Here is a 25,059-nt window from a genome sequence, read left to right on the forward strand (position 1 = left end):
CGATTTGAGACCGAAAGTGCCTACAGTCCGATGCCGAGCGCCTCGTTAGTCGTCTCGATGCTTTCCTCGGCGTCGGCGCTGCCGGTGACGGCACGGATGGCGTCGACGTTCTCGGGGACGACGTCGCTCTCCTGGTGGATTCCCTGGAAGAGATACAGGTCGTTCCCGACCGTCGAGATCGATTCCTCCCAGATGCAGTTCTCCCAGAGGTCGCCACGGGGTCGGCCCGCGTCGAGGGCGTACTCTTTGAGTTTCCCGCTGCCGTCGATGTCCATCCGCTCGGGGATGAGGAACAGTCGCGATTCGTCTTCGAAGAGTTCGCGGACCTCGGCGGCGTCGACCTCCTCCTCGAGCGTGACGTTCAGGCTGTGCATGTGCATCAGCGTCGCGGGTACCTTCATCCCGAGCGTGTCGATGTCCAGATCGTCGAAGATGGTCTCGACGTCGGGGCCGTGGTGGGAGGGGATTGTGACCGGGTTCGGCAGGATGTCGTTGATCGGGCCGCGGTCGGTCTGGCCGGGGTCGCCGCCGCGACGGACGAGTGTCGCGCGGACCTTCTCGACACCGTAGGCTTCGCGCAGCGGTGCGATGACCCGCGAGAGCCCGGTCGTGTTACAGGAGACGACGCGGACGTGGTCTGCATCGGCGGCCTCGGCGAAGTTCGAGCGCGCGTTGAAGCTCACGTCGACGAGGTCGGCGTCCTCGCCACCCTGATAGAGTGCGGGGGTGTCGTACTCCTCGTACAGCTCCTTGTTCTGAGCGCCGATCCCCGACGGCGTAGCGTCGACGACGACGTCGGCCTCGTCGACGAGTTCGTCGACCGAGCCTGCGATCTCGAGGCCGGCCTCGTCGAACAGGTGTTCGCGCTCCTCGACGGCCGCGTAGAGCGAGAAGCCCTTGTCGATCGCTGTCTCGGCCTCGAAGTTCGGACGCGTCTTCGCGACGCCCAGTACTTCCATGTCCGGTTGCTGGCGGACGGCGTCCGCGACGCGTTTGCCGATCGTACCGTAGCCGTTGATGGCGACCTGTAGCATATACCCGGGTGTGGACCACCGAGCGGGATAATCGTTTCGAGGACTCGCGGTCGATTCTTACTCGAATCGGAGTTCTCAATCGCTCTCGAGGCCGATCTCGGGAGCCGTTCACACTGCTCGAGACGGCGCGAGTGCAACCGAGGGCAAGACATATCGGCCCGCTCGCCACACACGCACGTATGACAGCACTTCGCGCCGCGGCGGAGACGGCCGTCCGCCAGTGTCTGGGTCTCGAGGCGGATGAGTCGTGTGCGATCATCACCGACGACGAACGGGTCCCGATCGGGGAGGCACTCTACGAAGTCGCCAGCGAGATCACCGACGACGCCGTGATCGTCCGCTATCCGCCGGGTGAAACCCACGGTAGCGAACCGCCCGAACCGGTGGCGGCGGCGATGGCCGGTGCCGACGTCGTGCTCGCGCCGACGACCAAGAGCCTGAGCCACACTCGCTCCCGAACGGAGGCCAACGAGGCCGGCGCGCGGGTCGCGACACTCCCCGGCATCACGGAAGACGTCTTCACGACCGGGCTGGACGCCGACTACGAGTCGATCGCGACTCACTGCGAGGCGGTCCGCGAACAGGTCGCCGGGGCCGACGAGATCCGTGTCACGACCGACGCCGGCACCGACATCACGTTCGGCGTCGGCGATCGCGAGTGGCTCGCCGACACCGGCATCGTCCACGAGCCCGGCGAGATGTCGAACCTGCCCGCCGGCGAGGTGTTCATTAGTCCCGAAACGGCGGACGGGACGTTCGTCGTCGACGGGACGATGCGACCACACGGGTTGCTCGAGGAGGGACACCGGCTCACCTTCGAGGTCGAGGACGGCCTCGTCACCCACATCTCGGACGACGAGATCCGCCAGACGGTCGCGAACGCGGCCGACGACGTCGGCGACGCTGCGTACAATCTCGCGGAACTCGGCATCGGGACCAACGTCGCCGTCACGGAGCTGGTCGGTTCGGTCCTGTTAGACGAGAAAGCCGGCGGTACGGTCCATATCGCGATCGGCGACGACGCGGGCATCGGCGGCGAAACGGACGCGCCGATCCACCTCGACGGTATCATTCGCGAGCCGACCGTCCTCGCCGACGGCGACCCCGTCGACCTGCCGATGTCGAACGACTCCTGAGTCGTCACGGTCGTGCGGTCGTCTCGGATCGCGCTGGCGGTCCGTTTCCTAACCACCGTTCTCGTACGTTGAATGTATCTCCAACGTGTTGGCATCTAGTGGTTTAAAGTGTCGGTGGTGAGAAACGAGTGCCGATGAGTCAGACTCGAGCGTTCGACATTCGCGGAATCGAACTCACCGACGATCAATACACGGTCGAACAGGGGTTGATTCGGAACAAGTACAGAGCGCTCGATGCCGACGGGAACGTCGTCCTCAGGGGAAAACAGAAACTCCTCAAAATGAAAGAGGAGTTCCCGTTCGTTGATGCCGACGGCAATGAGGTGTTCACCGTCAAAGCCGGTGGCATCATCGACGTCGCGGGGAACTACGTCCTCTCGGACGCCCAGACTGGCGAGGATCTCGTCATCTTGGACAACGATTACTCGATTTTACAGGATCGGTGGAAGATCCGCGACGCGACCACCGAGGCGAAACTGGCCGAAATCAACTCCCGCGGTGCCGTCGTAACGCTGGCCAGAAACGTCGTTCCCTTCGGCGGCTGGATCCCACACAAGTACGAGATCACTGATCAGCACGGCGACCATGTCGGCTCGATCAGTGGCCAGTTCTCGCTGCGAGACCGCTACGAGGTCACCATCGACGATGCCAGTTCCGTCCCGAAAGAGCCCGTCGTGGCCGCTGCGATGGTCATCGACGCAATTCAGGGCAACTAGTGACACGGCGGGGACGACGGGTTCAATCGCCTTTTAGGTGCGTAGCATCTAGGATTGGCTATGAGCGATACACCGGATCGGGTTCCGACCCCCTGTCCTTCCTGCTCGCCGGACCTCGAGACGGTCCACGAGGTACTCACGGCAGGTGGCGGTACCCTGACCGTTCGTTGCAGCGAGTGTAGTCACGTCCACAAGATCCAGCCCGACACCGAACGCGAGGTCACCCTCGACGTGGTCGTCTCTCAGGGCGGCGAGTCGTTCACGGCGAACGTCACTGCTCCCGAAGACGAGACCGTCGAAGTCGGCGACGAGTTCATCCTCGAGACCGAGGAAGTGCTCTCGACCGTTCGCGTGACGAGCGTCGAACTCGACGGTCAGAAGCGCGTCGACGAGGCCCCTGTCGACGAGATCGAGACCGTCTGGACTCGTGAGGTCGACAACGTGGCGGTCAACGTCACCGTCCACCCCCAGGACGGCTCGCGAGACGACAGTCACAGCATCACGGTCCACGTTCCCGGCGACTACGAGTTCGAAGTCGGCGCGGTCGAGAGCTTCGGCGACGACGAGTTCGAGATCGACGCATTCGTCGTCCGCGACGACGCGTCGGGCTATCGGCGGGACCGCTTCGAGGAGCCAGGCGATACCGCCTTCGCGAAGGACATCAAGCGCGTCTACGCCTACGACGAGCAAAGCAGCGCCTGGTCGGCCTGGTAGCCCGTCCCCGACGCGGACCGTCACGGCGTCTAGCCTCCCGGTACTCGCCACCCGACTTCCTACGACGCTTCGTCACGTATTCGACTGTGAGTCATGCCCACTAGCCACGAGGCCGCACGCCGGCGAATGGTCGAGACCGTCACACCGCGCGTCGACGACGACCGCGTCCTCGCGGCCCTCGAGACGGTGCCGCGCCACGAGTTCGTCCCGCCCGTCCGGCGAGACAGCGCCTACGCCGACCGCCCACTTCCGATCGGCGACGGCCAGACGATCAGCGCGCCGCATATGGTCGCGATCATGGCCGATCTGCTCGCTCTCGAGCCCGGCGACGACGTTCTCGAGATCGGCACCGGCTGTGGCTATCACGCCGCGGTCACGGCCGAACTGGTCGGCGACGAGGGCGTCTACAGCGTCGAGTACAGCGAGGCACTGGCCGATCGGGCCCGCAAACAGCTCACGGACCTGGGCTACGGTGGCGTCTCGGTTCGCGTCGGCGATGGACGCACGGGATGGCCTCGACACGCACCCTACGACGCCGTGTATTTCACCTGCGCGACGCCCGCGCTTCCCGAGCCCGTCGTCGACCAGGTCCGGTCCGGCGGTCAGGTGCTCGCACCGATCGGAACCGGCCGGCAGACGCTCGTCGAGGCGACGAAACGACCCGACGGCTCGCTCGAGCGGGCCGAGCACGGCGGCGTTCGATTCGTCGGGATGCGCGGTTAGGAGGGTCGCGCAAGCGCGCCATTGATTACGGCCGATGCGATAGCTGGCATATGGACCTCGCGGTACTGCGAGAGGACATGGTCGACGGCCTCGAGGCCGCGCCCAAGAACGTCCTCGCGGACGAGACCGTCGCCGTCGCGATGCGCGACGTGCCCCGCCACGCGTTTCTCGACGACGAGCGGACAGCCTACGCGGACCGCGAGCACGTGGCACTCGGGACCCGTGTCCTCTCCCCCAGCACGGCCGCGCGCCTGCTGCAAGCGCTGGCGCTCGAGAACGACGAAACGGTGCTGATCGTTGGCGTTGGCGTCGGCTATACGGCCGCTGTTGCGGCCGAAATCGTCGGTGAAACCAACGTCCATGCCGTCGACATCTCCCGGCCGCTCGTTGCCGAAGCGCGACGGAACCTCGCCAAAGCCGGCTACGACGGCGTCCTCGTCGACTGCCGCGACGGCGCGAACGGCCTCCCCGAGTACGCACCGTTCGACCGGATTCTGCTCGAGGCGGCCGTCGTCGACCCGCCACGCGCGCTCCGCGAGCAACTCGCCGAGGGCGGACGGCTAGTCTTCCCGCGTGGCACCCACCGCCAGCGGCTCGCGGTCGTCTCGGCCGCTGGTGACCTCGAGCAACTCGACCCCATTATTCTCGATCCACTGCTCGTCGAGGGCGAGCAGTCGGAGGCCGTCGAGCGAAATCGGATGGTCCGTGAGGATCACGAACGAGCGCAGCGACGCGCCGAGTCGCGTCGCGGCTGGGAACAGGACTGGATCGAGTGGGACGAGACGTTCGGGACACAGTCACAGCGGCATCGAACCCGATAACAGGGTGACACTGCCGGACAGAACGACGTGAAACCGGTCGCTGATCTCGGTATCAGTTTCGCTTCTCACTCCGGAACGGTACACTGGCCGGTTCGAACCGATACTCGTCTCTCGAAAGTGAGTCAAAACGGTGTAGTGGGAGGTAGCGACAGTCTGTCTCTGATCGCCAGTTAGGCATACGAATCGGTGGGTGTTAAATATAACTACTATATAGTTATGATATTCTGTTATGGAACACTAATTAATTAGCAGTTAGGCCTCGTACCACGGCTGTTGCCGTTCGGTTTTCCGGCCAGGTGCTATTGCCGATACTGGCACCATCCGTATTCAGTCGCTGTCGCGATCTGTGCGCGTGACGGCCGATTCACTTGCCTCGCTCCACGAGGGACTGAGTGGCAGATAGAACGGTCAAGCCAGTCGTCATGGATCGTGTTTGACGAAAGGGGGTGGGGGGATTGGGGATGGCGACAGTTGATCTCAGATCGCCAGTTACGGGTAGGAACCGGTAGCTGTTAAGATTACTTTCTAATTGTTGGGTCACCATCGAGAACAACACTAATTAATTAGAACTACCGTCGAACGCCATCGTGACGAGCTTTCGCTCGGCCGCTCGTAGGTGATAGTGGTACGTCGGCGGCGAGACGTCGAGCGCCGCGGCAAGGTCTTCACCGGTACTCTCCCGTGGCCACTCGAAGAAGCCGCTGTAATGTGCCGCCTGCAACGCCTCGAACTGCTTGTCAGTGAGCCGTTCCGCGAGATGTGTGTCGAGTCGTCGTGCCGACTGCATAGTCGTCGTCTCCCGTTTGGCCACCAGTTCCGTCTCGGGGTACTCCTCGCGGATCGCCTCGACTAGCGACCTCGTCTCGACCCGCTGGGGGACCTCGAGGACGACCGTCGACGTTCCGTCTTCGGCCGTCGCCGTTCGGATCGCCACGTCGTACCTGCGCACCACGTCGAGAAACGGCGTTGCAGGCATCGTCACCTCGAACAACGTTTCGTCGTCGCCTTCGGAGACGACCGAGAGCGTTTCGATCGACGCCCACGCAGTTTCCAGCGACGCGAGCGCCGCCGTCGCCGGCGCAGTGATGAACAAGACGATGGTGTCCTCCCCACGATCGACGACACCTTCGAGCGTGATCGGGTTCGTTCCGGAGACGTGCATCGAGAGCCGATTGAGCAACAGCCGCGAGCCCCCGATGGCGAGTTCGAGCTCGAGACGGCTGTCGGTTACCATCGCGCGCGTGCGTTCGACCGACTGGATCGCGTGCCCGGTCGTCTCGCCGAGTTCGACGAGTACCTCGCGCTCGCGTTCACCGACCGCGTCGGCACCCGCGACGTGGACCATCAGGACGCCATACCGCCGGTCGTCTGCAGCGAGTGGGACGCCCAGCACCGTTTGAAAGCCATACGTCAGCGCCTCCTTGCGCCGTATCGCCCACCGATCGTCATCGAGGACATTACGCACTGTCTGTACGGTGCCCGACTCGAGGACGTCTCGGACGAGTGCGATCTCGGGCGCACACTCGCCGTCGTCGCGAATCCGGTCCACGTAGGCCGCGTCGATCCCGGCCCAGGCCGACGGCATGGGTGGGTCGTCGTCGCTTGCGGCGATCCAGGCGAACCGATACCGGTCCGTCTCGGCGAGGCGGTTACACACCGTTTCCTCGATCTCAGCGCGTGTCGACGCCTGTGCGACGCCGTGGTTGATCTCGCGGACGATCTCGTTCGTGTGGTTGAGTCGCGTCAGCTCCTCGTTTTGACGGGTGAGCGTCCGGTCGTGCTCACGGAGTAATTCCTCTCGCTCGGCCCGATCTAGCGCTGCTTCGGTGTTGGCCGCCAGAATGTACAGCAGTTCGGTCATCGTCTCGTCGAACCCGTCGACGTCTTCACAGCCTGCGACCACCACGCCGTGGGTCCCGAGCGGGACGATCAGCTCACAGCGGCTCACCGTTCCCCCGGCGCCGACGTCCTCGCATGTCACGTCCTCGTAGTAGGTGCTTTCCCCCTTGGAGAACGCATCCCAGACCAGTCCCTCTCCCCGCTCGAACGTCTGCTTCGGCTCGCCCAGCTCGGGGGCGTGGCGCGTCGACGCCACGCGCTCGAGGACCCCTGCCGTCGGCTCGAACGTGTAAGCCACAGCGACCGCAACGTCCAGAATCTCGCCGGCCGTCTCGATCGCCACTCGATAGATCTCGGCTTTGGTTTCGGCGCGCATCAGCTCCCGGGTCGTCTCGTGTAGCGCCGTCAGCGTTCGCTCGTACCGTCGCTCGCTCTCCCGTAGCTCCGTCTCCGTCCGATACTGGGAAACGGCGTTCGTGATCTGATTTGCCAACAGCGCGTACTGTTCCCGTCCGGATTCCTTCTGGAGATACTGGGTCACTCCCGCCGCGATCGCCTCGCTGGCGACTTCTTCGGAACCCCGCCCCGTAAAGAGAATAAAGGGGAGCTCGGGATCGCTCTCACGGACGCGCTCTAACAACGCCAGGCCGGTCATCGACGGCATCTCGTAATCGCTGACGATACAGTCGACGTCACGGCCCTCGAGTATCGACAGCGCGTCCGTGGCATTCGTTGCCTCGAGTGCGACGATCGCGTCGCGCTCGCGCTCGAGCATCTCTCCGGCCAGCGCCGCAAAACCGGGTTCGTTGTCGACGACGAGGACGGTGATCGGCTTTGTCATTGATCTAGTGATCCTCCTTCTCGAGTACTGATGGATTCCTGAGTGGCAACTAAACAATTAGCATTTAGAAATTAGATATTCAAACTGTCTAGTGCCGCTGGGCGGCTGTATGAGATTACGGGATCGTGCCATCAAACCGGTACGCTGCTGCCCAGTTGATTGATGGATGGTCGATTTCGGACTCGAACCGGAGTTCCATTTTCTGTTCAGTTGCGTCAGCCGCGTCGATCCAATAAAACTGATCGTTTTCGGGATAATAGACAAGAAAGGCGTCGATGGCACCCTGATATGTATCTTCATGGTAAACGCCATCCTTCGTCGTTTGCGAATGGGTATTGAATCGAACCGTGTCTGCTTTGTTCGACCAGCCGGTCTTACACTGGATCCGATAGAGGTGGTCTCCCGTGTCGACGACGAGATCGTACTTGTCGTTGTCACCGAACGGAATTGAGACACTGTAGCCACAGCTAATGAGTTTAGAGATGGCTCTTGCTTCCGTTTCATCTCCCACCGCTTTCGAGTTGCACATAGTGTAGTTGGCCACCCGTCTGAATAAAAATAATCGGTGGGATGCCACGGTATCAACGACTTCTCAATAGAACGCACCTCTAGCGAGCTTTGAACCACTGCGAAACACAATAGATGAAGCACCTCGATCAGCTGCCAATTCGAATAGTATTCGAGCCTGGTTGGTTGCGAGGCAATAGAACCAGTTACTCAGGAATTAGAAGTGGAAGAAGCGCCCGAGGCGGGATTTGAACCCGCGTCACAACCGTGACAGGGTTGTATGATAGGCCACTACACCACCCGGGCTTGCAATGCTTTCTTTCCCGGTGATAGTATTAAGGGTTGTGTTCCCGACTCGTTATTCTGCTCTGTTAACACAAATTCACGCCCAGCCTCGAGTTCGATCGCCGAACATCGTTCAATTATACTGAGAATACATATGCTACAATACCTACCAGAAATTGTTTGTGAATGGACATAAATGCGATAGGTCGTGAATCATGCTCGAAAACGAGCTCACTTCATGCAGCCCTCGAACGATTGCCAATTCGAATAGTGATCGAGTCTGGCTGGTTGCGAGAGAACAAAACCGGTTGCTCAGGAGTTTGAAGTGGAAGAAGCGCCCGAGGCGGGATTTGAACCCGCGTCACAACCGTGACAGGGTTGTATGATAGGCCACTACACCACCCGGGCTTGCAATGCTTTCTTTCCCGGTGATAGTATTAAGGCTTTTCAATCGAACGCCGTGTGGTACGGCCAGACGAGCCATGATCGCCGCCTCGAGCCCCTCCCCACTGTGACTGTGTTACCAGCACACATGACCCACAAGGAATATAACCGAGAACCGGCTACGTTCGAACGTGACCGACGGTTCCGGTCTGGTTCGCCCGGCCGGGTAGCTTTGCTTGTGGGTCGACTTAGTAACGGTTAAATGCCTCCCGCCGCTACTTGCCTGTAGTATCTCGTGACAGCCGCTTCTCTCCCGATAGCCGACACGCACACCCACACATGGTAGACGTAAGCCAACACGAACTGGTTCCGGAGCACACCGTCCTCGAGGAGGAGACGCTCGAGGAGGTGCTCTCCGAATACAACATCGATCGTACAGACTTACCGAAAATCAAGCGCAACGACCCTGCCCTTCCGGACGAGGCCGAAATCGGCGACGTGATCAAAATCGTCCGAGACTCACGAACAACCGATCAAGCAGTGGTATACCGACTTGTGGTAGAATAAATGGCAATGGAACTAGATCGCGACGAACGTCGAGAGATCTCGCGCGAATATTTCTCGAAGGAACGGATCGCCGAACACCACTATCGCTCCTTTAACGCCTTCCTCAACCGGGGCATGCAGGAGGTCGTCGACGAGAAGGCGACGATCGACACGGACATCGGCGACAAGGAAGGCGAGGAGCCGGTCCACGTTGAGCTGGGCGACGTCCGCGTCGTCACGCCACGCGTTCGCGAGGCCGACGGCTCCGAGGAACTGCTCTATCCACAGGAGGCCCGCCTTCGTAACATCACCTACTCCGCGCCGGTGTTCATGGAGATGTCCATCGTCAAAGGCGAGGAGGGCGACCAGCGGGTCGTCGACTCGACGGAGACGAAGATCGGCCGGATGCCGATCATGGTCGGCTCCGAGAAGTGTAATATCGCCGGCTTCTCCGACGAGGAACTCATCGAGATTGGCGAGGACCCCGCCGACCCCGGTGGCTACTTCATCGTCAACGGCTCCGAGCGGGTGCTGATGACCAGCGAGGACCTCGCACCGAACAAGATCCTCGCCGAGTACGACACCAAATACGGTGACGAGATTCAGGTCGCCAAGACGTTCTCCCAGCGCCGTGGTTACCGCGCCCTGGTGCTGTGTGAGCGGACGCGCGACGGCCTGCTCGAGGTCTCGTTCCCCTCGGTGTCGGGCTCGATCAACTTCGTCACGCTCGTGCGCGCGCTCGGCCTCGAATCGGACGAGGAGATCGTCCACAAGGTCTCGAACGACCCCGAGGTCGTCAAGTACATGCTCGAGAACCTGGAGGAAGCGGAAGTCCAGACCGAGGAGGAAGCCATCGAGGCGCTCGGGAAACGGGTCGCCTCCGGCCAGGGCAAAAACTACCAGCTCAAGCGCGCCAACTACGTCATCGACCGGTATCTCCTTCCCCATCTCCACGAGGATGGCGTCGAGGAAGAAGACGTCCGCATCAACAAGGCCCACTACCTCTGTCGGATGGCCGAGGCCTGTTTCGAGCTCGCACTCGGGCGGCGCGAATCCGACGACAAAGACCACTACGCGAACAAGCGCCTGAAGGTCTCCGGCGACCTGATGAAAGACCTGTTCCGGACCGCGCTGAACAAGCTGGCCCGGGACGTGAAATACCAGCTCGAGCGCGCGAACATGCGTAATCGCCAGCTCTCGGTGAACACGGTCGTCCGCTCGGACGTGCTGACCGAGCGCTTAGAGCACCCGATCGCGACGGGCAACTGGGTCGGCGGCCGCTCCGGCGTCTCCCAGCTCGTCGACCGAACTGACTTCATGGGCGTGCTCAGCCACCTGCGCCGCCTTCGCAGCCCGCTGTCGCGCTCGCAACCCCACTTCGAGGCGCGGGACCTGCACGCGACCCAGTGGGGTCGCATCGGTCCCTCCGAGACGCCGGAGGGTCCCAACTGTGGGCTGGTGAAGAACTTCGCGCAATCGATGGAGCTCTCCCAGAACGTCGAGGACGAACAGGAACTCAAACGCGAACTCGCATCGATGGGAGTCGAGGGTATTCCCGGCCTCGAGGGTATCGAGCGGACGACTGCATCTGGAGACGATTAAATCATGAGCAGCCAACAACGAGAGGCGAAAGTCTACGTCAACGGGTCGCTGGTGGGGACCCATCCCGATCCACACGAACTAGCCGAACAGATCCGCGAAGCGCGACGAATCGGCGACGTCAGCGAGATGGTCAACGTCTCGGTCAAAGACCGCACCCGCGAAGTGATCGTCAACGCCGACGCCGGCCGCGCACGACGGCCACTGCTGGTCGTCGAGGACGGCGACCCGCGGATCTCCGAACAGGATATCGAAGCGCTCAAAGACGGCGACATCGAGTTCGAGGACCTCGTCGATCACGGCTACATCGAGTTCATCGACGCCGAGGAGGAAGAGGACATCCTCGTGGCCGTCGACGAGGACGACCTGACCGAGAAACACACCCACCTCGAGATCGACCCCTCGCTGATCTTCTCGATCGGTGCGGGGATGATCCCGTATCCCGAGCACAACGCCTCACCGCGTATTACGATGGGGGCAGGGATGATCAAGCAGTCGCTTGGCCTGCCCAGCGCGAACTACCGGATCCGGCCGGACACGCGCCAGCACCTGCTGCACTACCCGCAGCTCTCGATGGTCAAGACCCAGACGACCGAACAGATCGGCTACGACGAGCGGCCGGCCGCACAGAACTTCGTCGTCGCCGTGATGAGCTACGAGGGGTTCAACATCGAGGACGCGCTGGTCATGAACAAAGCCAGCGTCGAACGCGCGCTCGCGCGCTCGCACTTCTTCCGGACCTACGAGGGCGAGGAACGGCGTTATCCTGGTGGCCAGGAGGACCGCTTCGAGATCCCGAGCCAGGACGTCCGCGGTGCTCGTGGCGAGGAGGCCTACAACCACCTCGACGACGACGGCCTCGTCAACCCCGAGACGAAAGTCGACGAGAACTCCGTGCTGCTCGGGAAGACCTCGCCGCCGCGATTCTTAGAGGAACCCGACGACATGGGCGGCCTCTCGCCACAGAAACGGCGTGAGACCTCCGTCACCATGCGCTCGGGCGAATCCGGCATCGTCGACACCGTCACGCTCATGGAGGGTGAGGACGGCTCGAAGCTCTCGAAGGTTTCCGTGCGTGACGAACGGATCCCCGAACTCGGGGACAAGTTCGCGTCGCGACACGGCCAGAAGGGGGTCGTCGGCCACCTCGCGCCCCAGGAGGACATGCCGTTTACCGAGGAGGGCGTGGTGCCGGACCTCGTCGTCAACCCCCACGCGCTGCCCTCGCGGATGACTGTCGGCCACATTCTCGAGATGATCGGCGGCAAACTCGGCGCGATGGAGGGCCGTCGCGTCGACGGGACGCCGTTCCTCGGCGAGGACAAAGACGAGCTTCGTGGCGGACTTGAGGACGCCGGCTTCGATTCGGCCGGCAAGGAGACCATGTACTCCGGCGTTACCGGCGAGAAGATCGAGGCCGAGATCTTCGTCGGCGTCATTTTCTACCAGAAGCTCTACCACATGGTCTCGAACAAGCTGCACGCCCGTTCGCGCGGGCCGGTGCAGGTGCTGACCCGCCAGCCGACGGAGGGTCGCGCCCGCGAGGGTGGCCTCCGTATCGGGGAGATGGAACGCGACGTGTTCATCGGCCACGGGGCGGCCATGACGCTGAAGGAACGACTGCTCGATGAGTCCGACCGCGAGTTCATCCACATCTGTGCGAACTGTGGCATGAGCGCGGTCGAAAACGTCGAACAACGGCGTGTCTACTGTCCGAACTGCGACGAGGAGACCGATATCCACGAGATCGAGATGAGCTACGCGTTCAAGCTCCTCTTAGACGAGATGAAAGCACTGGGTATCGCACCGCGACTCGAACTCGAAGACGCCGTCTAAACCATGCAAGATACGACACCCAAAGACATCGGACAACTCTCCTTCGGGCTCATGGAGCCCGAGGAGTATCGGGAGATGAGCGCGACGAAGATCATCACGGCCGACACCTACGACGACGACGGGTTCCCCATCGACATGGGGCTGATGGACCCGCGGCTGGGCGTGATCGACCCCGGCCTCGAGTGCAAGACCTGCGGCAAGCACTCGGGATCGTGTAACGGCCACTTCGGGCACATCGAACTGGCCGCGCCGGTCATCCACGTCGGCTTTACGAAGCTTATCCGGCGACTCCTGCGAGGGACCTGCCGGGAGTGTTCGCGGCTGCTGTTGACCGAAGACGAACGCGACGAGTTCCGCGACCAGCTCGATGAATCCCGAAAGCTGAGTCGCGACTTAAACGACGTGACCAAGGCCGCGATCCGGCAGGCACGTAAGAAGGATCGGTGTCCGTTCTGTGGCGAGATCCAGTACGACATCGACCACGAGAAGCCGACGACCTACTACGAGGTCCAGCAGGTGCTTACGAGCGAGTACTCCCAGCGCATCGCCGGCGCGATGCAGGGCGACGAGGAGGCAGGCGTCGAGCGAACGACGCCGGACGAACTCGCCGAGAAAACCGAGATCGAGCTCACCCGGGTCAACGAGATCCTCTCGGGCTCGTTCCGCCCGCGTGAGAGTCAGCGCAAGGCCATCGAGAAGGCCCTGGACATCGACCTCACCGAGGAGGACACGAACAAGCTGATGCCCAGCGACATCCGGGACTGGTTCGAGAACATTCCGGACGAGGATATCGAGGTCTTGGGGATCAACCCCGAGCGCTCCCGTCCGGAGTGGATGATCCTCACCGTCCTCCCGGTACCGCCAGTCACTGCCCGGCCGTCGATCACGCTCGACAACGGCCAGCGCTCCGAGGACGACCTGACCCACAAGCTGGTCGACATCATCCGCATCAACCAGCGGTTCATGGAGAACCGCGAAGCCGGTGCACCACAGCTGATCATCGAGGACCTCTGGGAACTGCTGCAGTACCACGTCACGACGTTCATGGACAACGAGATTTCGGGTACGCCGCCGGCACGGCACCGCTCCGGCCGGCCGCTCAAGACCCTCTCCCAGCGCCTGAAAGGCAAGGAGGGTCGCTTCCGTGGCTCGCTGTCCGGCAAGCGTGTGAACTTCTCTGCACGTACTGTAATCTCGCCGGACCCGACGCTTAGCTTGAACGAGGTCGGTGTCCCCGACCGCGTGGCCAAGGAGATGACCCAGACGATGAACGTCACCGAGCGCAATCTCGAGGACGCCCGTCGATTCGTCTCGAACGGCCCCGAGGCCCACCCCGGCGCGAACTACGTCCGTCGGCCGGACGGCCGGCGGCTGAAGGTGACCGAGAAGAACTGCGAGCAACTCGCCGAGAAGGTCGAGGCTGGGTGGGAAGTCAACCGCCACATGATCGACGGCGACATCGTTATTTTCAACCGCCAGCCGTCGCTCCACCGGATGTCGATCATGGCCCACGAGGTCGTGGTCATGCCGTACAAGACGTTCCGGCTGAACACCGTCGTCTGTCCGCCGTACAACGCCGACTTCGACGGCGACGAGATGAACATGCACGCGCTCCAAAACGAAGAGGCCCGCGCCGAGGCACGCGTGCTCATGCGGGTGCAGGAACAGATGCTCTCGCCGCGATTCGGTGAGAACATCATCGGGGCCATCCAGGACCACATCAGCGGGATGTACCTGCTGACCCACGACAACCCGCGGTTCAACGAGACGCAGGCACTCGACTTGCTGCGTGCCACCCGGATCGACGAACTGCCCGACCCCAGCGGCGTCGACGACGACGGCAAACCGTTCTGGACTGGCTACGACGTCTTCTCCGAGCTCCTGCCCGACGACCTGAACCTCGAGTTCACCGGCACCGTCGGCGACGAGGTCGTCATCGAGGACGGCCAGTTGCTCCAGGGAACCATCGCCGAGGACGAGGTCGGCGAGTTCGGCGGCGAGATCGTCGACACGATTACGAAGGTCTACGGCAACACGCGTGCCCGTATCTTCGTCAACGAGGTCTCGACGCTGGCGATGCGGGCGATCATGCACTTCGGGTTCTCGATCGGGATCGACGACGAGACCATCCCGGAGGAGGCCGAGTCCCGGATCGACGAGACGATCGACGACGCCAACGACCGCGTCGAGGAACTGATCGAAGCCTACGAGCGCAACGAACTCGAGAGTCTCCCCGGCCGGACGATCGACGAGACCCTCGAGATGAAGATCATGCAGACGCTCTCCCGTGCGCGTGACAACGCGGGGAACATCGCCGACGAGCACTTCCAGGACGACAACCCGGCGGTCGTCATGGCCAACTCCGGTGCCCGTGGATCGATGCTCAACCTGACCCAGATGGCCGGCGCGGTCGGCCAGCAGGCAGTTCGCGGCGAGCGGATCAACCGCGGCTACGAGGATCGAACCCTCAGTCACTACGAACCGAACGACCTCTCGGCGGAGGCACACGGCTTCGTCGAGAACTCCTACACGAGCGGGCTGACCCCACGGGAGTTCTTCTTCCACGCGATGGGTGGCCGCGAGGGCCTGGTCGACACTGCAGTCCGGACCTCCAAGTCCGGCTACCTGCAGCGGCGGCTGATCAACGCCCTCTCCGAGCTCGAGAGCCAGTACGACGGCACCGTCCGGGATACCTCGGACACGATCGTCCAGTTCGAGTTCGGCGAGGACGGCACGTCGCCGGTCAAAGTCTCCTCCGGCGAGGAGAACAACATCGACGTCGAACACATCGCCAGCCGCGTGCTCGATTCCGAGTTCGAGTCCGAAGCGGAGAAAGAGGAGTTCCTCGGCTCGCGACCGCGGCCGACAAACCTCTCGGAACACGCCGACGATCGCCTTGCCGAGGGCACGGAGGTGACCTCCGATGACTAACGTCGAATACGACGTCTCCGATGACACTATCGCGGTCGTCGAAGACACCGACCTGCCCCGGCGACTCAAGAACGAAGTGTACGAGACGATCGAAGCCCGCGAGGGCGCCACGGTCGAGGACGCCGACGAACTGGCAAAGGCCGTCGAGACCCGGTATCTCGACACGCGAGTCTCCCCACTCGACCCCGTCGGGACCGTCAGCGCACAGTCGATCGGTGAACCCGGCACGCAGCTGACGATGAACACGTTCCACTATGCGGGGGTCGCAGAGATCGACGTGACTCAGGGGCTGCCTCGGCTGATCGAGCTGGTCGACGCCCGAAAGACCCCGGACACGCCGATGATGACCGTCCACCTCGAGGGCGAGTACGCCACCGAGCGCGAGCGCGCCCACGAGGTCGTCTGGAAGATCGAAGCCACCAAGATCCTCGCGCTGGGTGACGTCTCGACGAACGTCGCGGACATGCGCGTTCAGATCTCGCTCAACGAGGATACCTTGAACGAGCGGCTGATTACGCCCGAGGAAGTCGCCGAGATCATCGAGGATTCGCTCGGCGTCAAGACGATTCAGCAGGGAACCCAGATCGAGTTCGGTCCCGAGGAACCCTCGTATCGGGATCTCCTTCAGCTCGTCGAGGACCTGCGTGATATCACGTTCAAGGGCATCGAGGACATCTCACGGGTCGTCATCCGCCGCGAAGAGATGGACGACGGCAGCGAAGAGTTCGTCCTCTACACCGAAGGGTCGGCCTTCGGCGACGTTCTCGAGATCGAGGGCGTCGACGCCTCGCGGACGACGTGTAACAACATCCACGAGATCCGGCGCAACCTCGGCATCGAGGCGGCCCGCGAAGCCATCATCGAGGAGACGAACAACACGCTGGCCGAGCAGGGGCTTGACGACGTGAACGTCCGCCACCTGATGCTCGTCGCGGACATGATGACGAACCGCGGTGAGATCGAGTCGATCGGTCGCCACGGCATCTCGGGGTCGAAGGATTCGGTGCTCGCTCGTGCGGCGTTCGAGGTGACGGTCAACCACCTGCTCAACGCTGCGATCCACGGCGAGGTCGACGAGTTAGACGGCGTGACGGAGAACGTCATCGTCGGCAAGCCGATCAAACTCGGGACCGGCGACGTCGACCTCCGGATGGGATCGACCACATCCGGGAGCGGTCAGGCCGACTGATCGATGGAGGTTACGCTCGCCGACGACGCCCGACAGTATCTCGCCGCCTTCGAGGACGCCACCGGTGTCGACGGCCGAGACTGTCTCGTCACCGACGGCGGTGACAGCCTCCTGATCGTCGTCGAACGCGGCAAGATGGGCGAGGCGATCGGTCCTGAGGGCCGGACGATCCAGCGGTTCGAGGATCGCGTCGACGCGCAGGTTCGACTCGTCGAAGACGCGGCCGACCCTGAGACATTCGTCGCGAACGCGCTCGCGCCGGCAGCCGTCTACAACGTCACGATCAGCGAGAACAACGACACCGTCGCCTACGTCGAAGTCGCCGAATCCGACCACGGGGTTGCGATCGGGACCGATGGGCAGACGATCGAGGCCGCCCGCACCCTCGCGAAGCGCCACTTCGGGATCGACGACGTGCAGTTGGTATAGGCGGCGCTCGAGCTCCGTTCGGCCGCTGACTGCCGTTCGCTTCACACATTCCGCTCATTCTGATTGTCGATCGGATGTGTCCGATCGCCGTTCGACCGTCATCTCGTGTTCCTCAACGCGAGTGAACTCCGCTTCGTTCAGCGACTGGATCACCACTGGGCTCACTTCGATCGTCGCCGACGGCTGGTGGGTCACGCCGGAAAACTGCGACCACAGCGACAGTAGCTCTTCGACCGGTTCGTCGACGATCGAGATCGAAAGCGGCTGTTCCTGCAAGAGTGGCCCAGGAGCGTCGGCAGGCTCGATGCGACTATTGTCGTGAAACAGCTGCAGAGCTGCGCCGAGTAGCTGTTGGCGTTTCAGGGGGTTCGTCTGTCCCTCATCGTCTTCACCGTCGTCGACGGCGTATGCCGTCACAAGATAGCGTACCGAAAGCGCCAGCGGCCGGTCCTGTCGCGCCGTCCCAGAGATAGTTCGGCTGCCCGACCCCATCGCCGTGTCCGTTTCGAGCTGATACGGATACAGCGTGATATCGACGCTCGAGAGGGAGTCGACGTCGGCAGGCGAGGCCGCTTCGACTCGATTCGAATCAATGGGACTTCGTTCGTCGGCGTTCGCTCTTACGAGTTCGATCAACACGTTGCTGACGTCTGCAATGGCGCTGTATGTCATCGTTCAGTGGAGTCGAAATTACGATCGACGTTCGTTACTTCTCTCCCTTGTGTTGTGATGCCGACCGACGTGGTGCGACGATCGGTTCGTCCCCGTCATTATCCAGCGCGGCGCTCCTGGTGGCGCCGTTCTTTCGCTTCTCGCTCGGTTGGACCCTGCAGGAACTCGAGGTAGGGTTCGAAATCCTGCTCGCGGATCCGGCTGTTGCGATCCCGTTTATACCGCTCGAGCGCCTCGACGACGTGGCGCATGGTGATCGTCTCGTCTCCCAGACTGGTGACATAGATGGCGATATGCGTGGCGAGTTTCTCGATGGTTCCGCCGCTGTAGTCGAATCCGGCGAGCCACTTCCAGTCGATCTCCTCGAGAGGGCAGCCGTCGGGGAAGACGCCTTTCCAGATCTCCTCGCGCGTGTCCGCGTCGGGTTCGTCGAACCGAATCGAGTGGGTAATGCGGCGGGTAAAGGCGGTATCGATGTTCTGGGCGTAGTTGGTCGTCAGGAAGATGACGCCGTCGTAGGTTTCGACCCGCTGGAGCAGGTAGTTCACCTCGACGTTGGCATAGCGGTCGGTCGCGTCGGCGACGTCCGCGCGGTCGCCGAAGATTGCGTCGGCCTCGTCGAACAGCAAGATCGCGTTCGACTGCTCGGCGGCCTGGAAGAGTTGTTCCAAGTTCTCCTCGGTCTCGCCGATGTACTTGCTGACCATCGATGAGAGATCGATCTTGTAGATATCCATCCCGACGGCGTTGGCAAGCACCTCTGCTGCGAGGGTCTTCCCGGTGCCGGGATACCCTCTGAATAGCGAGACGATGCCCGCATTGCCGGTCTGGTCACGGAACCCCCAGTCATCATAAAGTAACCCTCGATTCGTGATGTGGGTCTCGAGGGTCCGTAGCTGCCGTTCGGTACGGTCGTCGACCTCGATGTCGGCCCAGGTCTTCGTGGGTTCGACATGCTGGGCGAGCTCGTCGAGCGCGTCCGACGACTGGGCGCGACAGCCCGCCCGAACGTCCGCGAGCGTGCGGTCGTCACCGCCGGCACGTGCGTCGGCGGTCGCAAGCGCCGCCTCGAGTTGTCCCTGGGTGAGATCGAACGTGCTGGCCATGGTCTCGGGCTCGAGGTCGTCCGGAAGCTCGTCGGTGCGGGCCTCCCAGAACTGCCGGCGGCGCGCGATCGAGGGGCGGCCGAACTCGTAGATAGCGTCGACGCTGGCTCGGCGGCTCTCGGTAGGCACCCACGCGCGTTCGCCCGTAACGAACAGGTCGTTGTCGAACTCGCGAAAGCGAGCGAGGACGCCCTCGAGGGAGTGGTCAGTCTCCCGGTCGGCGACGGTGGCGTCGGCGTTGCGGAGGTGGACGGGAACGTCGAGAATCGTCGCTTCGCGTACGAGCGCCTCGAGGGCGTCGGCGGCGAGGACGGCCCGAAGGTCGGCCCGCAGATAGCGGTCGTCCTGACAGCAGGCTTCGACGGCGCAGTCGACGCCGGAGCCGGGTGGTCCATAGAAGTAGACGCGGCGGCCAGTTCCCCTCTCGTCATCGGGTAGCGACGCCAGGTCCGTACGGAGCGAATCATCGAGCAGCAGGTCCTCGAGGGTGGCGTCGGCGGGTGCGTTGGTGAGCGACTCCTCGAGTTCGATCGGACTGTGGTCGTCGATGGTCGCCTCGAGACGCGGGTCGACGCCGTCGTGACCGAGCAGATACTCGTAGATACGGTCGTCGACACGGAGTTCGCGCTCGAGTTTCGATCTCGAGTCGGTCACGTCGTCGACGAGGATGAGGTCGTTGGTTCGCAGCGGCGACTGCTCGCCGACGAGTGCAGTCGCAGTGACGAACTCGGCGTTCGTCCGGGAAAACAGGTCCGCAACGAGCCCGACGGTTGGGCGCGGTTTCGTGCGGTCGTTGGTCGCTCTCGCGAACAGGTCTTCGGTCGTCGGATCGACGTCGGGAAGCAGGGCGATGAGGAGGAGCTCACGATGCAGGTCGTCGAGGTCGAATCCGTCGACCAGCGTCTCGAGGCGACGTTTGCCGTTTTCAAGAGCCTCACGCTGGGTGTGCCCGGTGTCGTCCGCGAGTGTACCGAAGCCGCTCTGATCGACACTGGGAATCGAATACGCGAGCGCAGTCGGATCGGCCGTGCCACGTCGCTCGTCGCGTCCGTTCGCGCCGGCAACTGTCGTGCCAGACGTGGTGTCGGAGCGGTTCTCGAGGTACCGCTCGAGGATGCTGTGAATCCGGTCCAATTCGGCGAGTAGGTGCTCGCTCGTAGCAGTGTCTCTCATCGGCGTGAAACCCTCCCCTGCATTTGAGATTCTAGCCGTTATCGTCTGTTTGAACACGCGCCATATTTATCTTTCCCAATTAGTTGGCGATAATTATATGTGTATTGCGGGAATGAATCAGGGTAGAGACGGAATGGGATTCACGGGTACACGAGCGAACTCGGAGTCAAGGGCGGAACAGACCGACGACTCCGCGAGTTATCGGTCCCGATCGCCGCTGTCGAACACGAGATCGCAGTCGAACGCGAGGTCGACTGGCACGTCGCCGACGCCGACTCGAGCGGATATCAAGAGTCGGTATGGTCTCGAGTTGTACGCACCCGGGCAAGAAGTCCAGATCCAGCGGTTGGAGCAGGCCTGCGGTCCCGCGGAAGTCCAGCGCTGGGTCGACGAGGGGATGCCGGTCGAACTCATGGGGAAGCCGGTGGATATGGACGCGTTCCGGGAGCGCCAGGTCGAGCGACCGGCGGCGGTACCGAAAGATATCGAGCGCCAGAACGCGGCGTCGGTCCAGCGCAGCCGCGAGGCACAGTACGACACTGATCGAGTCGGGGACGCGGGTGTGCCCACGTCGGTTCGGGAGGTTCTCAGCACGCCGGGCCAGCCGCTGGACGGCGGCATCCAGCGCGCGATGGAAGAGCGGATGGACGATTCCTTCGGTGATGTCCGAATTCACACCGGGACGAAAGCTGCCCGGGCCTGCGAGCAGATCAACGCGCGGGCGTTTACGGTCGGCAATCACGTCGCCTTTAATTCTGGTGAGTACGATCCTGAGTCACTGGAAGGCCAGCACGTCCTTGCACACGAACTCGCGCACGTTCGCCAGCAGACCGGCGGAGCAATTTCGATGCTACCGCAGGAACGACCGGGACTCGAGATCGATCCTGATCCGCAGTTAGAGCGAGCGGCCGAAGAGACCGCACAACGTGTGATGGACGGTGGTAAATTGGGCATTCGGCGGATGGCCAAGACCGAGGTACACGTCCAGCGGATGCCAAGCGCGGAGACCCTCAAACAGGCGCGCGAGCAACTCTCCGAGGATAGTGAGCAACTCTCGTTCGCGGCGGAGATTTCCTAGCTCAAAGAGCGACTCTCGTCGCTCGAACAGGCCGTCGGCGGTGGGTCGACGCTCGACAGCGTGGGCAAGGCTACAACACAGGGCATGGTCGGTGCGGTCGGTGGATTACTCGGCGCAGTCGGTGGCACGATGGTCTTGCCCGGTCTCGGAACCATCGGTGGCGCTTCCGTTGGAGCTGAGATATCGAAAGGCGCTGCTGGCGACGTGACGAAGACTCTGACCGGCCAGGCCTACGAGAACGGGGCTGAAGTCGCCGGTGGACTGGGCGGAAAAGCCAGAGCTCATCTCGAGCGATTCGTCGAGAAGACGGTTAAAGACCTCCTCGGTGGTTCTGACACTGACTCGAGTCGTTTCGAGGGAGAATAAAAGACATGGAAGCAACAATCGTTGGCGAGGACGACAGGGGTATTGGTGTGAGGGTTATCGACAACGACTCTGTACAGCATACGGTTTCAGTTGGTTTTGACGGAGAAATTCAAGGACATGGACAGGACGGTTATCATGACAAAGCAGTCAATCGAACAGCAGAAAATAACGAACACGTTGAACAGGTCCGCAAGTACGCCCGATATTACGTCTACGTCGAACGGGGATACGACACGGTCCCGCCAGCCGAGCATCCCGAGCGGATCAACGCCGTCAGACTCGCGATCCAGCGTCTCAGTGACAACGAGTTCGACGCGCTGTTCGGTGACCTCTACCGGCAGATGCGCAGTTATCACGACTTCGATACCGAGCGGCCGATTCCCGAACCCCCGACCGCTTCGGAGAACGTTCTCTATCGGCAGAACGTCTATCTCGGAATCGACTCGCTGAGCACCGAGATTGCCCCCGAAGCCGAAGAAATAGCCGGCGTTCACGGTCTCGATCTCAGCGACGAGGGGATTCTCGAGGAGTCGATCGAGGACCTCTCCGACGTAGATATCGCCGACTGGACGGCCTTCGCTGACGACCTGGTTGCCCTCGCCGAAGACACGGCGGTCGCCCGTTCGGAAGGCGTGTATATCGATGCAGTCTCCTCGCTGTACGCCACCGCCCTCAAAGACCGTGGTGAACAGTACACGACCGAGCCGGAGACAGATCCGTTCGACCGAAATCCGGACACGCTGCTCGAACTCCCACCGATCGATCCGCGTTCGCGCGAGACCTTCCGCGAATACCTCGATCACCACCTCAAGTGTCAGATCCGAGATTATTTCGTTCGGATGGGAGTCCATCCACCCGAAGCGTTTCGCGTCCTCGGTAACGGCCGCCTCGAAGCCGTCGCCGCATACACGCTTCTCGATCTGTACCCCGAGTACCATGACCCCGAACAGAGCCACTGCTACCGTAACTGACCGTGGTTCAACTTACTTCGGCGACCTCCGCTTTTGAGAGCGCGGAAGGCCAGCACGTGTTCGAACGCTAGTACACGTTCGCCAGTAGACCAGCAAGGCTGTATCGATGCTCATCGAACACGGCGATCGAGCGGTCGCCGTTCGGAAACCTCTCGCCTGCCGAGCGTCGCTAACCCGTGCTCCGGCCGTAACTCGAGTCGTCGAAACGGCCACAGATTCGGCGAGCGATGTATCTAAAGCGATCTCGAGCCGTCTCGTTGATTCGAAACGGGTCGCTTAAGTGGCTTCAACGGATAGCGACGGGTACTATGGCAAACGGCAAATATGCCGCGCGCAAGCTCAAGAAGGACCGCCAGAACCAGCGGTGGTCCGACTCGGACTACGCGCGCCGCGCCCGTGGACTTCGCGAGAAGTCCGACCCCCTCGAGGGAGCACCCCAGGCTCGCGGTATCGTACTCGAAAAGGTCGGCATCGAAGCAAAGCAGCCCAACTCGGCGATCCGAAAGTGCGTCCGAGTGCAGCTGATCAAAAACGGGAAGCAGGTCACCGCGTTCTGTCCCGGTGACGGTGCAATCTCGTTCATCGACGAACACGACGAAGTCACCATCGCCGGTATCGGTGGGGCGAAGGGTCGTGCGATGGGTGACCTCTCCGGTGTCAACTACAAGGTTGACAAGGTCAACGGCGTCGCGCTGAAGGAACTCGTTCGCGGGAACGCAGAGAAACCGGTGCGATAATCATGGCGGCAGAAGACCAACCTGATCCGGACGCGCCGGCCGGCGGCGCAGACGTCTCGGCGAAGCTCTTCGGCGAGTGGGAGATCGGCGAAATCGAGTACGCCGATCCCTCGACCGAGCGCTACATCACGGTTTCGCCCGTCGCTCACACCGCGGGTCGCCACGCTAGCAAACAGTTCAAGAAGTCCGAAATCTCGATCGTCGAGCGCTTCATCAACCGCTTGATGCAGACCGAAGAGAACACGGGCAAGAAACAGCAGACGCTCAACTACGTCCGCGATGCGTTCGAACTCATCCACGAACGCACCGAGGACAACCCGATTCAGGTGCTCGTGACGGCCGTCGAGAACGCGGCTCCACGAGAGGAGACCGTCCGCCTGAAATACGGTGGCATCTCGGTCCCAAAAGCTGTCGACGTCGCCCCCCAGCGTCGGGTCGACCAGGCCCTGAAGTTCCTCGCCGAAGGCGTCTACAATGCCTCGTTCAAGACGGCGACGCCCGTCGCAGAGGCCATCGCCAGCCAGCTCATCGGCGCGGCCAACTACGACGTCCAGACCTACGCGGTCAGCCAGAAAGAAGAAAAAGAGCGCGTCGCGGCAGCCGCACGCTAACGCGATCCGTCGAGTCCGTTTTCGACGGGCTTTTGATTTTGCTGTCTCTCGAAGTGTTCTCGTCCGGCTATGTTGAATCGCCATACGGCGTTGGATTTCACTGTTTGACTGCCCGCTCGATGTTATGATTGACCTCTTGGGACGCTGTCATCACCTGTGGATTCATATGAAAACTCAATTGTATGACCGTTGTGAGTGATTTCAAGCTCTCCTGTACTTTCTGTTCGTCGGATAGTTATAGCCTCGAATAGTTCTTGGCGCCCGCTTGAGCAAGGAGTTAACCGTCTCTGTGCGGTACCCTAGCTATGATAGAACAAACCATAGAAAGTGTAATGACACAAGACGTGCGGACTATCTCCAGGGAGACGACGGCCAGCACCATTGCAAGAGTGTTCGCCGAAGACGATATCGGATCCGCGGTCGTGACCTCTCCGGAAATGAAGGGTGTTCTAGGTATCGTTACCAAGTCCGATATTATGCACCAGGTCGCCGTTGATGCAGATATCTCGTCCATCTCCGTGGGTTCGTTTATGTCGACACCGGTCGTCACGGTCACGGGTGACAAATCGATCCGTGAAGCGGCCACACTGATGAGAGAGCATTCGATTCAACACCTCCCAGTCGTTGATGACGATGAGCTCGTGGGGATTTTGACAACGACTAATTTAGCTCACTATTTACCTCGACTCCGGAGGAACATTCTCCGTTCTCGGAACGAGCTTAGCGGTCAATAACATCCTCGTTTGACATCTACCTGCGCTAAACAGTAGACGATGACCCTCCTTCACATCGCTGGTGGTGATTTTGTCTCTGGT

22 protein-coding genes and 2 tRNA genes are annotated in these 25,059 nt (G+C 61.9%); 17 read left to right on the plus strand and 7 right to left on the minus strand.

Annotated elements, in window-relative coordinates:
• Positions 1 to 20: 20 nt before the first annotated feature.
• Positions 21 to 1,034, minus strand: coding sequence for a type II glyceraldehyde-3-phosphate dehydrogenase (locus E2L06_RS01380; protein WP_138777897.1), 1,014 nt, complete (start codon positions 1,032 to 1,034; stop codon positions 21 to 23).
• Positions 1,035 to 1,213: 179 nt separating this feature from the next.
• Here E2L06_RS01380 and E2L06_RS01385 point away from each other — a divergent pair, with 179 nt between their 5' ends.
• The 5 genes from E2L06_RS01385 (at position 1,214) to E2L06_RS01405 (ending at position 5,144) form a co-directional block, all read left to right on the plus strand.
• Entirely contained in the window at positions 1,214 to 2,170 is a 957-nt protein-coding gene (locus tag E2L06_RS01385; protein WP_138777899.1) for an aminopeptidase, read from the plus strand.
• A 134-nt stretch (positions 2,171 to 2,304) separates the two neighbouring features.
• Positions 2,305 to 2,886 (plus strand): LURP-one-related/scramblase family protein, encoded by a 582-nt coding sequence (locus tag E2L06_RS01390; protein ID WP_138777901.1) that lies wholly within the window; start codon positions 2,305 to 2,307, stop codon positions 2,884 to 2,886.
• A gap of 60 nt (positions 2,887 to 2,946) precedes the next feature.
• Positions 2,947 to 3,600 carry an HVO_0476 family zinc finger protein gene (locus E2L06_RS01395; protein ID WP_138777903.1) on the plus strand — a complete coding sequence of 218 codons (654 nt, stop codon included), beginning with the start codon at positions 2,947 to 2,949 and terminating at the stop codon, positions 3,598 to 3,600.
• 93 nt (positions 3,601 to 3,693) lie between these two features.
• Positions 3,694 to 4,323 carry a protein-L-isoaspartate(D-aspartate) O-methyltransferase gene (locus E2L06_RS01400; protein WP_138777905.1) on the plus strand — a complete coding sequence of 210 codons (630 nt, stop codon included), beginning with the start codon at positions 3,694 to 3,696 and terminating at the stop codon, positions 4,321 to 4,323.
• A gap of 50 nt (positions 4,324 to 4,373) precedes the next feature.
• Positions 4,374 to 5,144 carry a protein-L-isoaspartate O-methyltransferase gene (locus E2L06_RS01405; RefSeq protein ID WP_138777908.1) on the plus strand — a complete coding sequence of 257 codons (771 nt, stop codon included), beginning with the start codon at positions 4,374 to 4,376 and terminating at the stop codon, positions 5,142 to 5,144.
• A gap of 559 nt (positions 5,145 to 5,703) precedes the next feature.
• On the opposite strand, the gene E2L06_RS01410 is transcribed toward E2L06_RS01405, so the two are convergent.
• From E2L06_RS01410 to E2L06_RS01425, 4 genes are all read right to left on the minus strand, one after another.
• Entirely contained in the window at positions 5,704 to 7,824 is a 2,121-nt protein-coding gene (locus E2L06_RS01410; protein WP_138777910.1) for a bacterio-opsin activator domain-containing protein, read from the minus strand.
• A gap of 115 nt (positions 7,825 to 7,939) precedes the next feature.
• The gene (locus tag E2L06_RS01415) at positions 7,940 to 8,353 is read right to left on the minus strand and encodes a group I intron-associated PD-(D/E)XK endonuclease (protein WP_138777912.1); all 414 of its coding nucleotides are present in this window, start codon (positions 8,351 to 8,353) and stop codon (positions 7,940 to 7,942) included.
• 211 nt (positions 8,354 to 8,564) lie between these two features.
• Positions 8,565 to 8,637: transfer RNA gene (locus E2L06_RS01420), tRNA-Asp, on the minus strand.
• 314 nt (positions 8,638 to 8,951) lie between these two features.
• Positions 8,952 to 9,024 (minus strand) — tRNA-Asp (locus tag E2L06_RS01425).
• 315 nt (positions 9,025 to 9,339) lie between these two features.
• Here E2L06_RS01425 and E2L06_RS01430 point away from each other — a divergent pair.
• Genes E2L06_RS01430 through E2L06_RS01455 form a run of 6 tightly spaced genes read left to right on the plus strand, consistent with a single transcriptional unit; the run spans position 9,340 to position 17,530 of the window.
• Positions 9,340 to 9,567 carry a DNA-directed RNA polymerase subunit H gene (locus E2L06_RS01430; protein ID WP_138777914.1) on the plus strand — a complete coding sequence of 76 codons (228 nt, stop codon included), beginning with the start codon at positions 9,340 to 9,342 and terminating at the stop codon, positions 9,565 to 9,567.
• On the plus strand, positions 9,568 to 11,148 hold the full coding sequence (locus E2L06_RS01435) for a DNA-directed RNA polymerase subunit B'' (protein ID WP_138777916.1): 1,581 nt from the start codon (positions 9,568 to 9,570) through the stop codon (positions 11,146 to 11,148).
• A gap of 3 nt (positions 11,149 to 11,151) precedes the next feature.
• Positions 11,152 to 12,981 carry a DNA-directed RNA polymerase subunit B gene (gene rpoB / locus E2L06_RS01440; RefSeq protein ID WP_138777918.1) on the plus strand — a complete coding sequence of 610 codons (1,830 nt, stop codon included), beginning with the start codon at positions 11,152 to 11,154 and terminating at the stop codon, positions 12,979 to 12,981.
• Positions 12,982 to 12,984: 3 nt separating this feature from the next.
• Positions 12,985 to 15,912, plus strand: coding sequence for a DNA-directed RNA polymerase subunit A' (locus tag E2L06_RS01445; RefSeq protein ID WP_138777921.1), 2,928 nt, complete (start codon positions 12,985 to 12,987; stop codon positions 15,910 to 15,912).
• Positions 15,905 to 17,101: a DNA-directed RNA polymerase subunit A'' gene (rpoA2, locus tag E2L06_RS01450; RefSeq protein WP_138777923.1), complete on the plus strand. Its 1,197-nt coding sequence runs from the start codon at positions 15,905 to 15,907 to the stop codon at positions 17,099 to 17,101. The genes E2L06_RS01445 and rpoA2 overlap by 8 nt, the downstream gene beginning before the upstream one ends.
• Before the next feature lie 3 nt (positions 17,102 to 17,104).
• Positions 17,105 to 17,530, plus strand: coding sequence for a NusA-like transcription termination signal-binding factor (locus tag E2L06_RS01455; protein ID WP_138777925.1), 426 nt, complete (start codon positions 17,105 to 17,107; stop codon positions 17,528 to 17,530).
• A 54-nt stretch (positions 17,531 to 17,584) separates the two neighbouring features.
• Here the strand turns inward: E2L06_RS01455 and E2L06_RS01460 are convergent, their stop codons facing one another.
• Both E2L06_RS01460 and E2L06_RS01465 read right to left on the minus strand, forming a co-directional pair.
• Positions 17,585 to 18,202, minus strand: a complete 618-nt coding sequence (locus tag E2L06_RS01460) for a DUF4255 domain-containing protein (protein WP_138777927.1) — start codon at positions 18,200 to 18,202, stop codon at positions 17,585 to 17,587.
• Positions 18,203 to 18,300: 98 nt separating this feature from the next.
• A complete protein-coding gene (locus tag E2L06_RS01465) occupies positions 18,301 to 20,481 on the minus strand; it encodes an ATP-binding protein (RefSeq protein WP_138777929.1) in 2,181 nt (726 codons plus the stop codon).
• Positions 20,482 to 20,614: 133 nt separating this feature from the next.
• On the opposite strand from E2L06_RS01465, the gene E2L06_RS22315 reads away from it, so the two are divergent.
• From E2L06_RS22315 to E2L06_RS01490, 6 genes are all read left to right on the plus strand, one after another.
• Positions 20,615 to 21,559 carry a DUF4157 domain-containing protein gene (locus tag E2L06_RS22315; protein ID WP_249361352.1) on the plus strand — a complete coding sequence of 315 codons (945 nt, stop codon included), beginning with the start codon at positions 20,615 to 20,617 and terminating at the stop codon, positions 21,557 to 21,559.
• Between the two features lie 60 nt (positions 21,560 to 21,619).
• Positions 21,620 to 21,925: a hypothetical protein gene (locus tag E2L06_RS22320; protein ID WP_249361353.1), complete on the plus strand. Its 306-nt coding sequence runs from the start codon at positions 21,620 to 21,622 to the stop codon at positions 21,923 to 21,925.
• A 5-nt stretch (positions 21,926 to 21,930) separates the two neighbouring features.
• Positions 21,931 to 22,896: a hypothetical protein gene (locus E2L06_RS01475; protein WP_138777931.1), complete on the plus strand. Its 966-nt coding sequence runs from the start codon at positions 21,931 to 21,933 to the stop codon at positions 22,894 to 22,896.
• A gap of 308 nt (positions 22,897 to 23,204) precedes the next feature.
• The gene (locus E2L06_RS01480) at positions 23,205 to 23,633 is read left to right on the plus strand and encodes a 30S ribosomal protein S12 (protein WP_004267302.1); all 429 of its coding nucleotides are present in this window, start codon (positions 23,205 to 23,207) and stop codon (positions 23,631 to 23,633) included.
• Positions 23,634 to 23,635: 2 nt separating this feature from the next.
• Complete coding sequence (locus E2L06_RS01485; protein ID WP_138777933.1) at positions 23,636 to 24,244, plus strand: 30S ribosomal protein S7; 609 nt, start codon at positions 23,636 to 23,638, stop codon at positions 24,242 to 24,244.
• 332 nt (positions 24,245 to 24,576) lie between these two features.
• Entirely contained in the window at positions 24,577 to 24,978 is a 402-nt protein-coding gene (locus E2L06_RS01490; RefSeq protein ID WP_138777935.1) for a cyclic nucleotide-binding/CBS domain-containing protein, read from the plus strand.
• Positions 24,979 to 25,059: the final 81 nt, after the last annotated feature.

Origin of the sequence: Haloterrigena sp. H1 (assembly GCF_005938085.1) — an archaeon.
GTDB lineage: Archaea > Halobacteriota > Halobacteria > Halobacteriales > Natrialbaceae > Natrinema.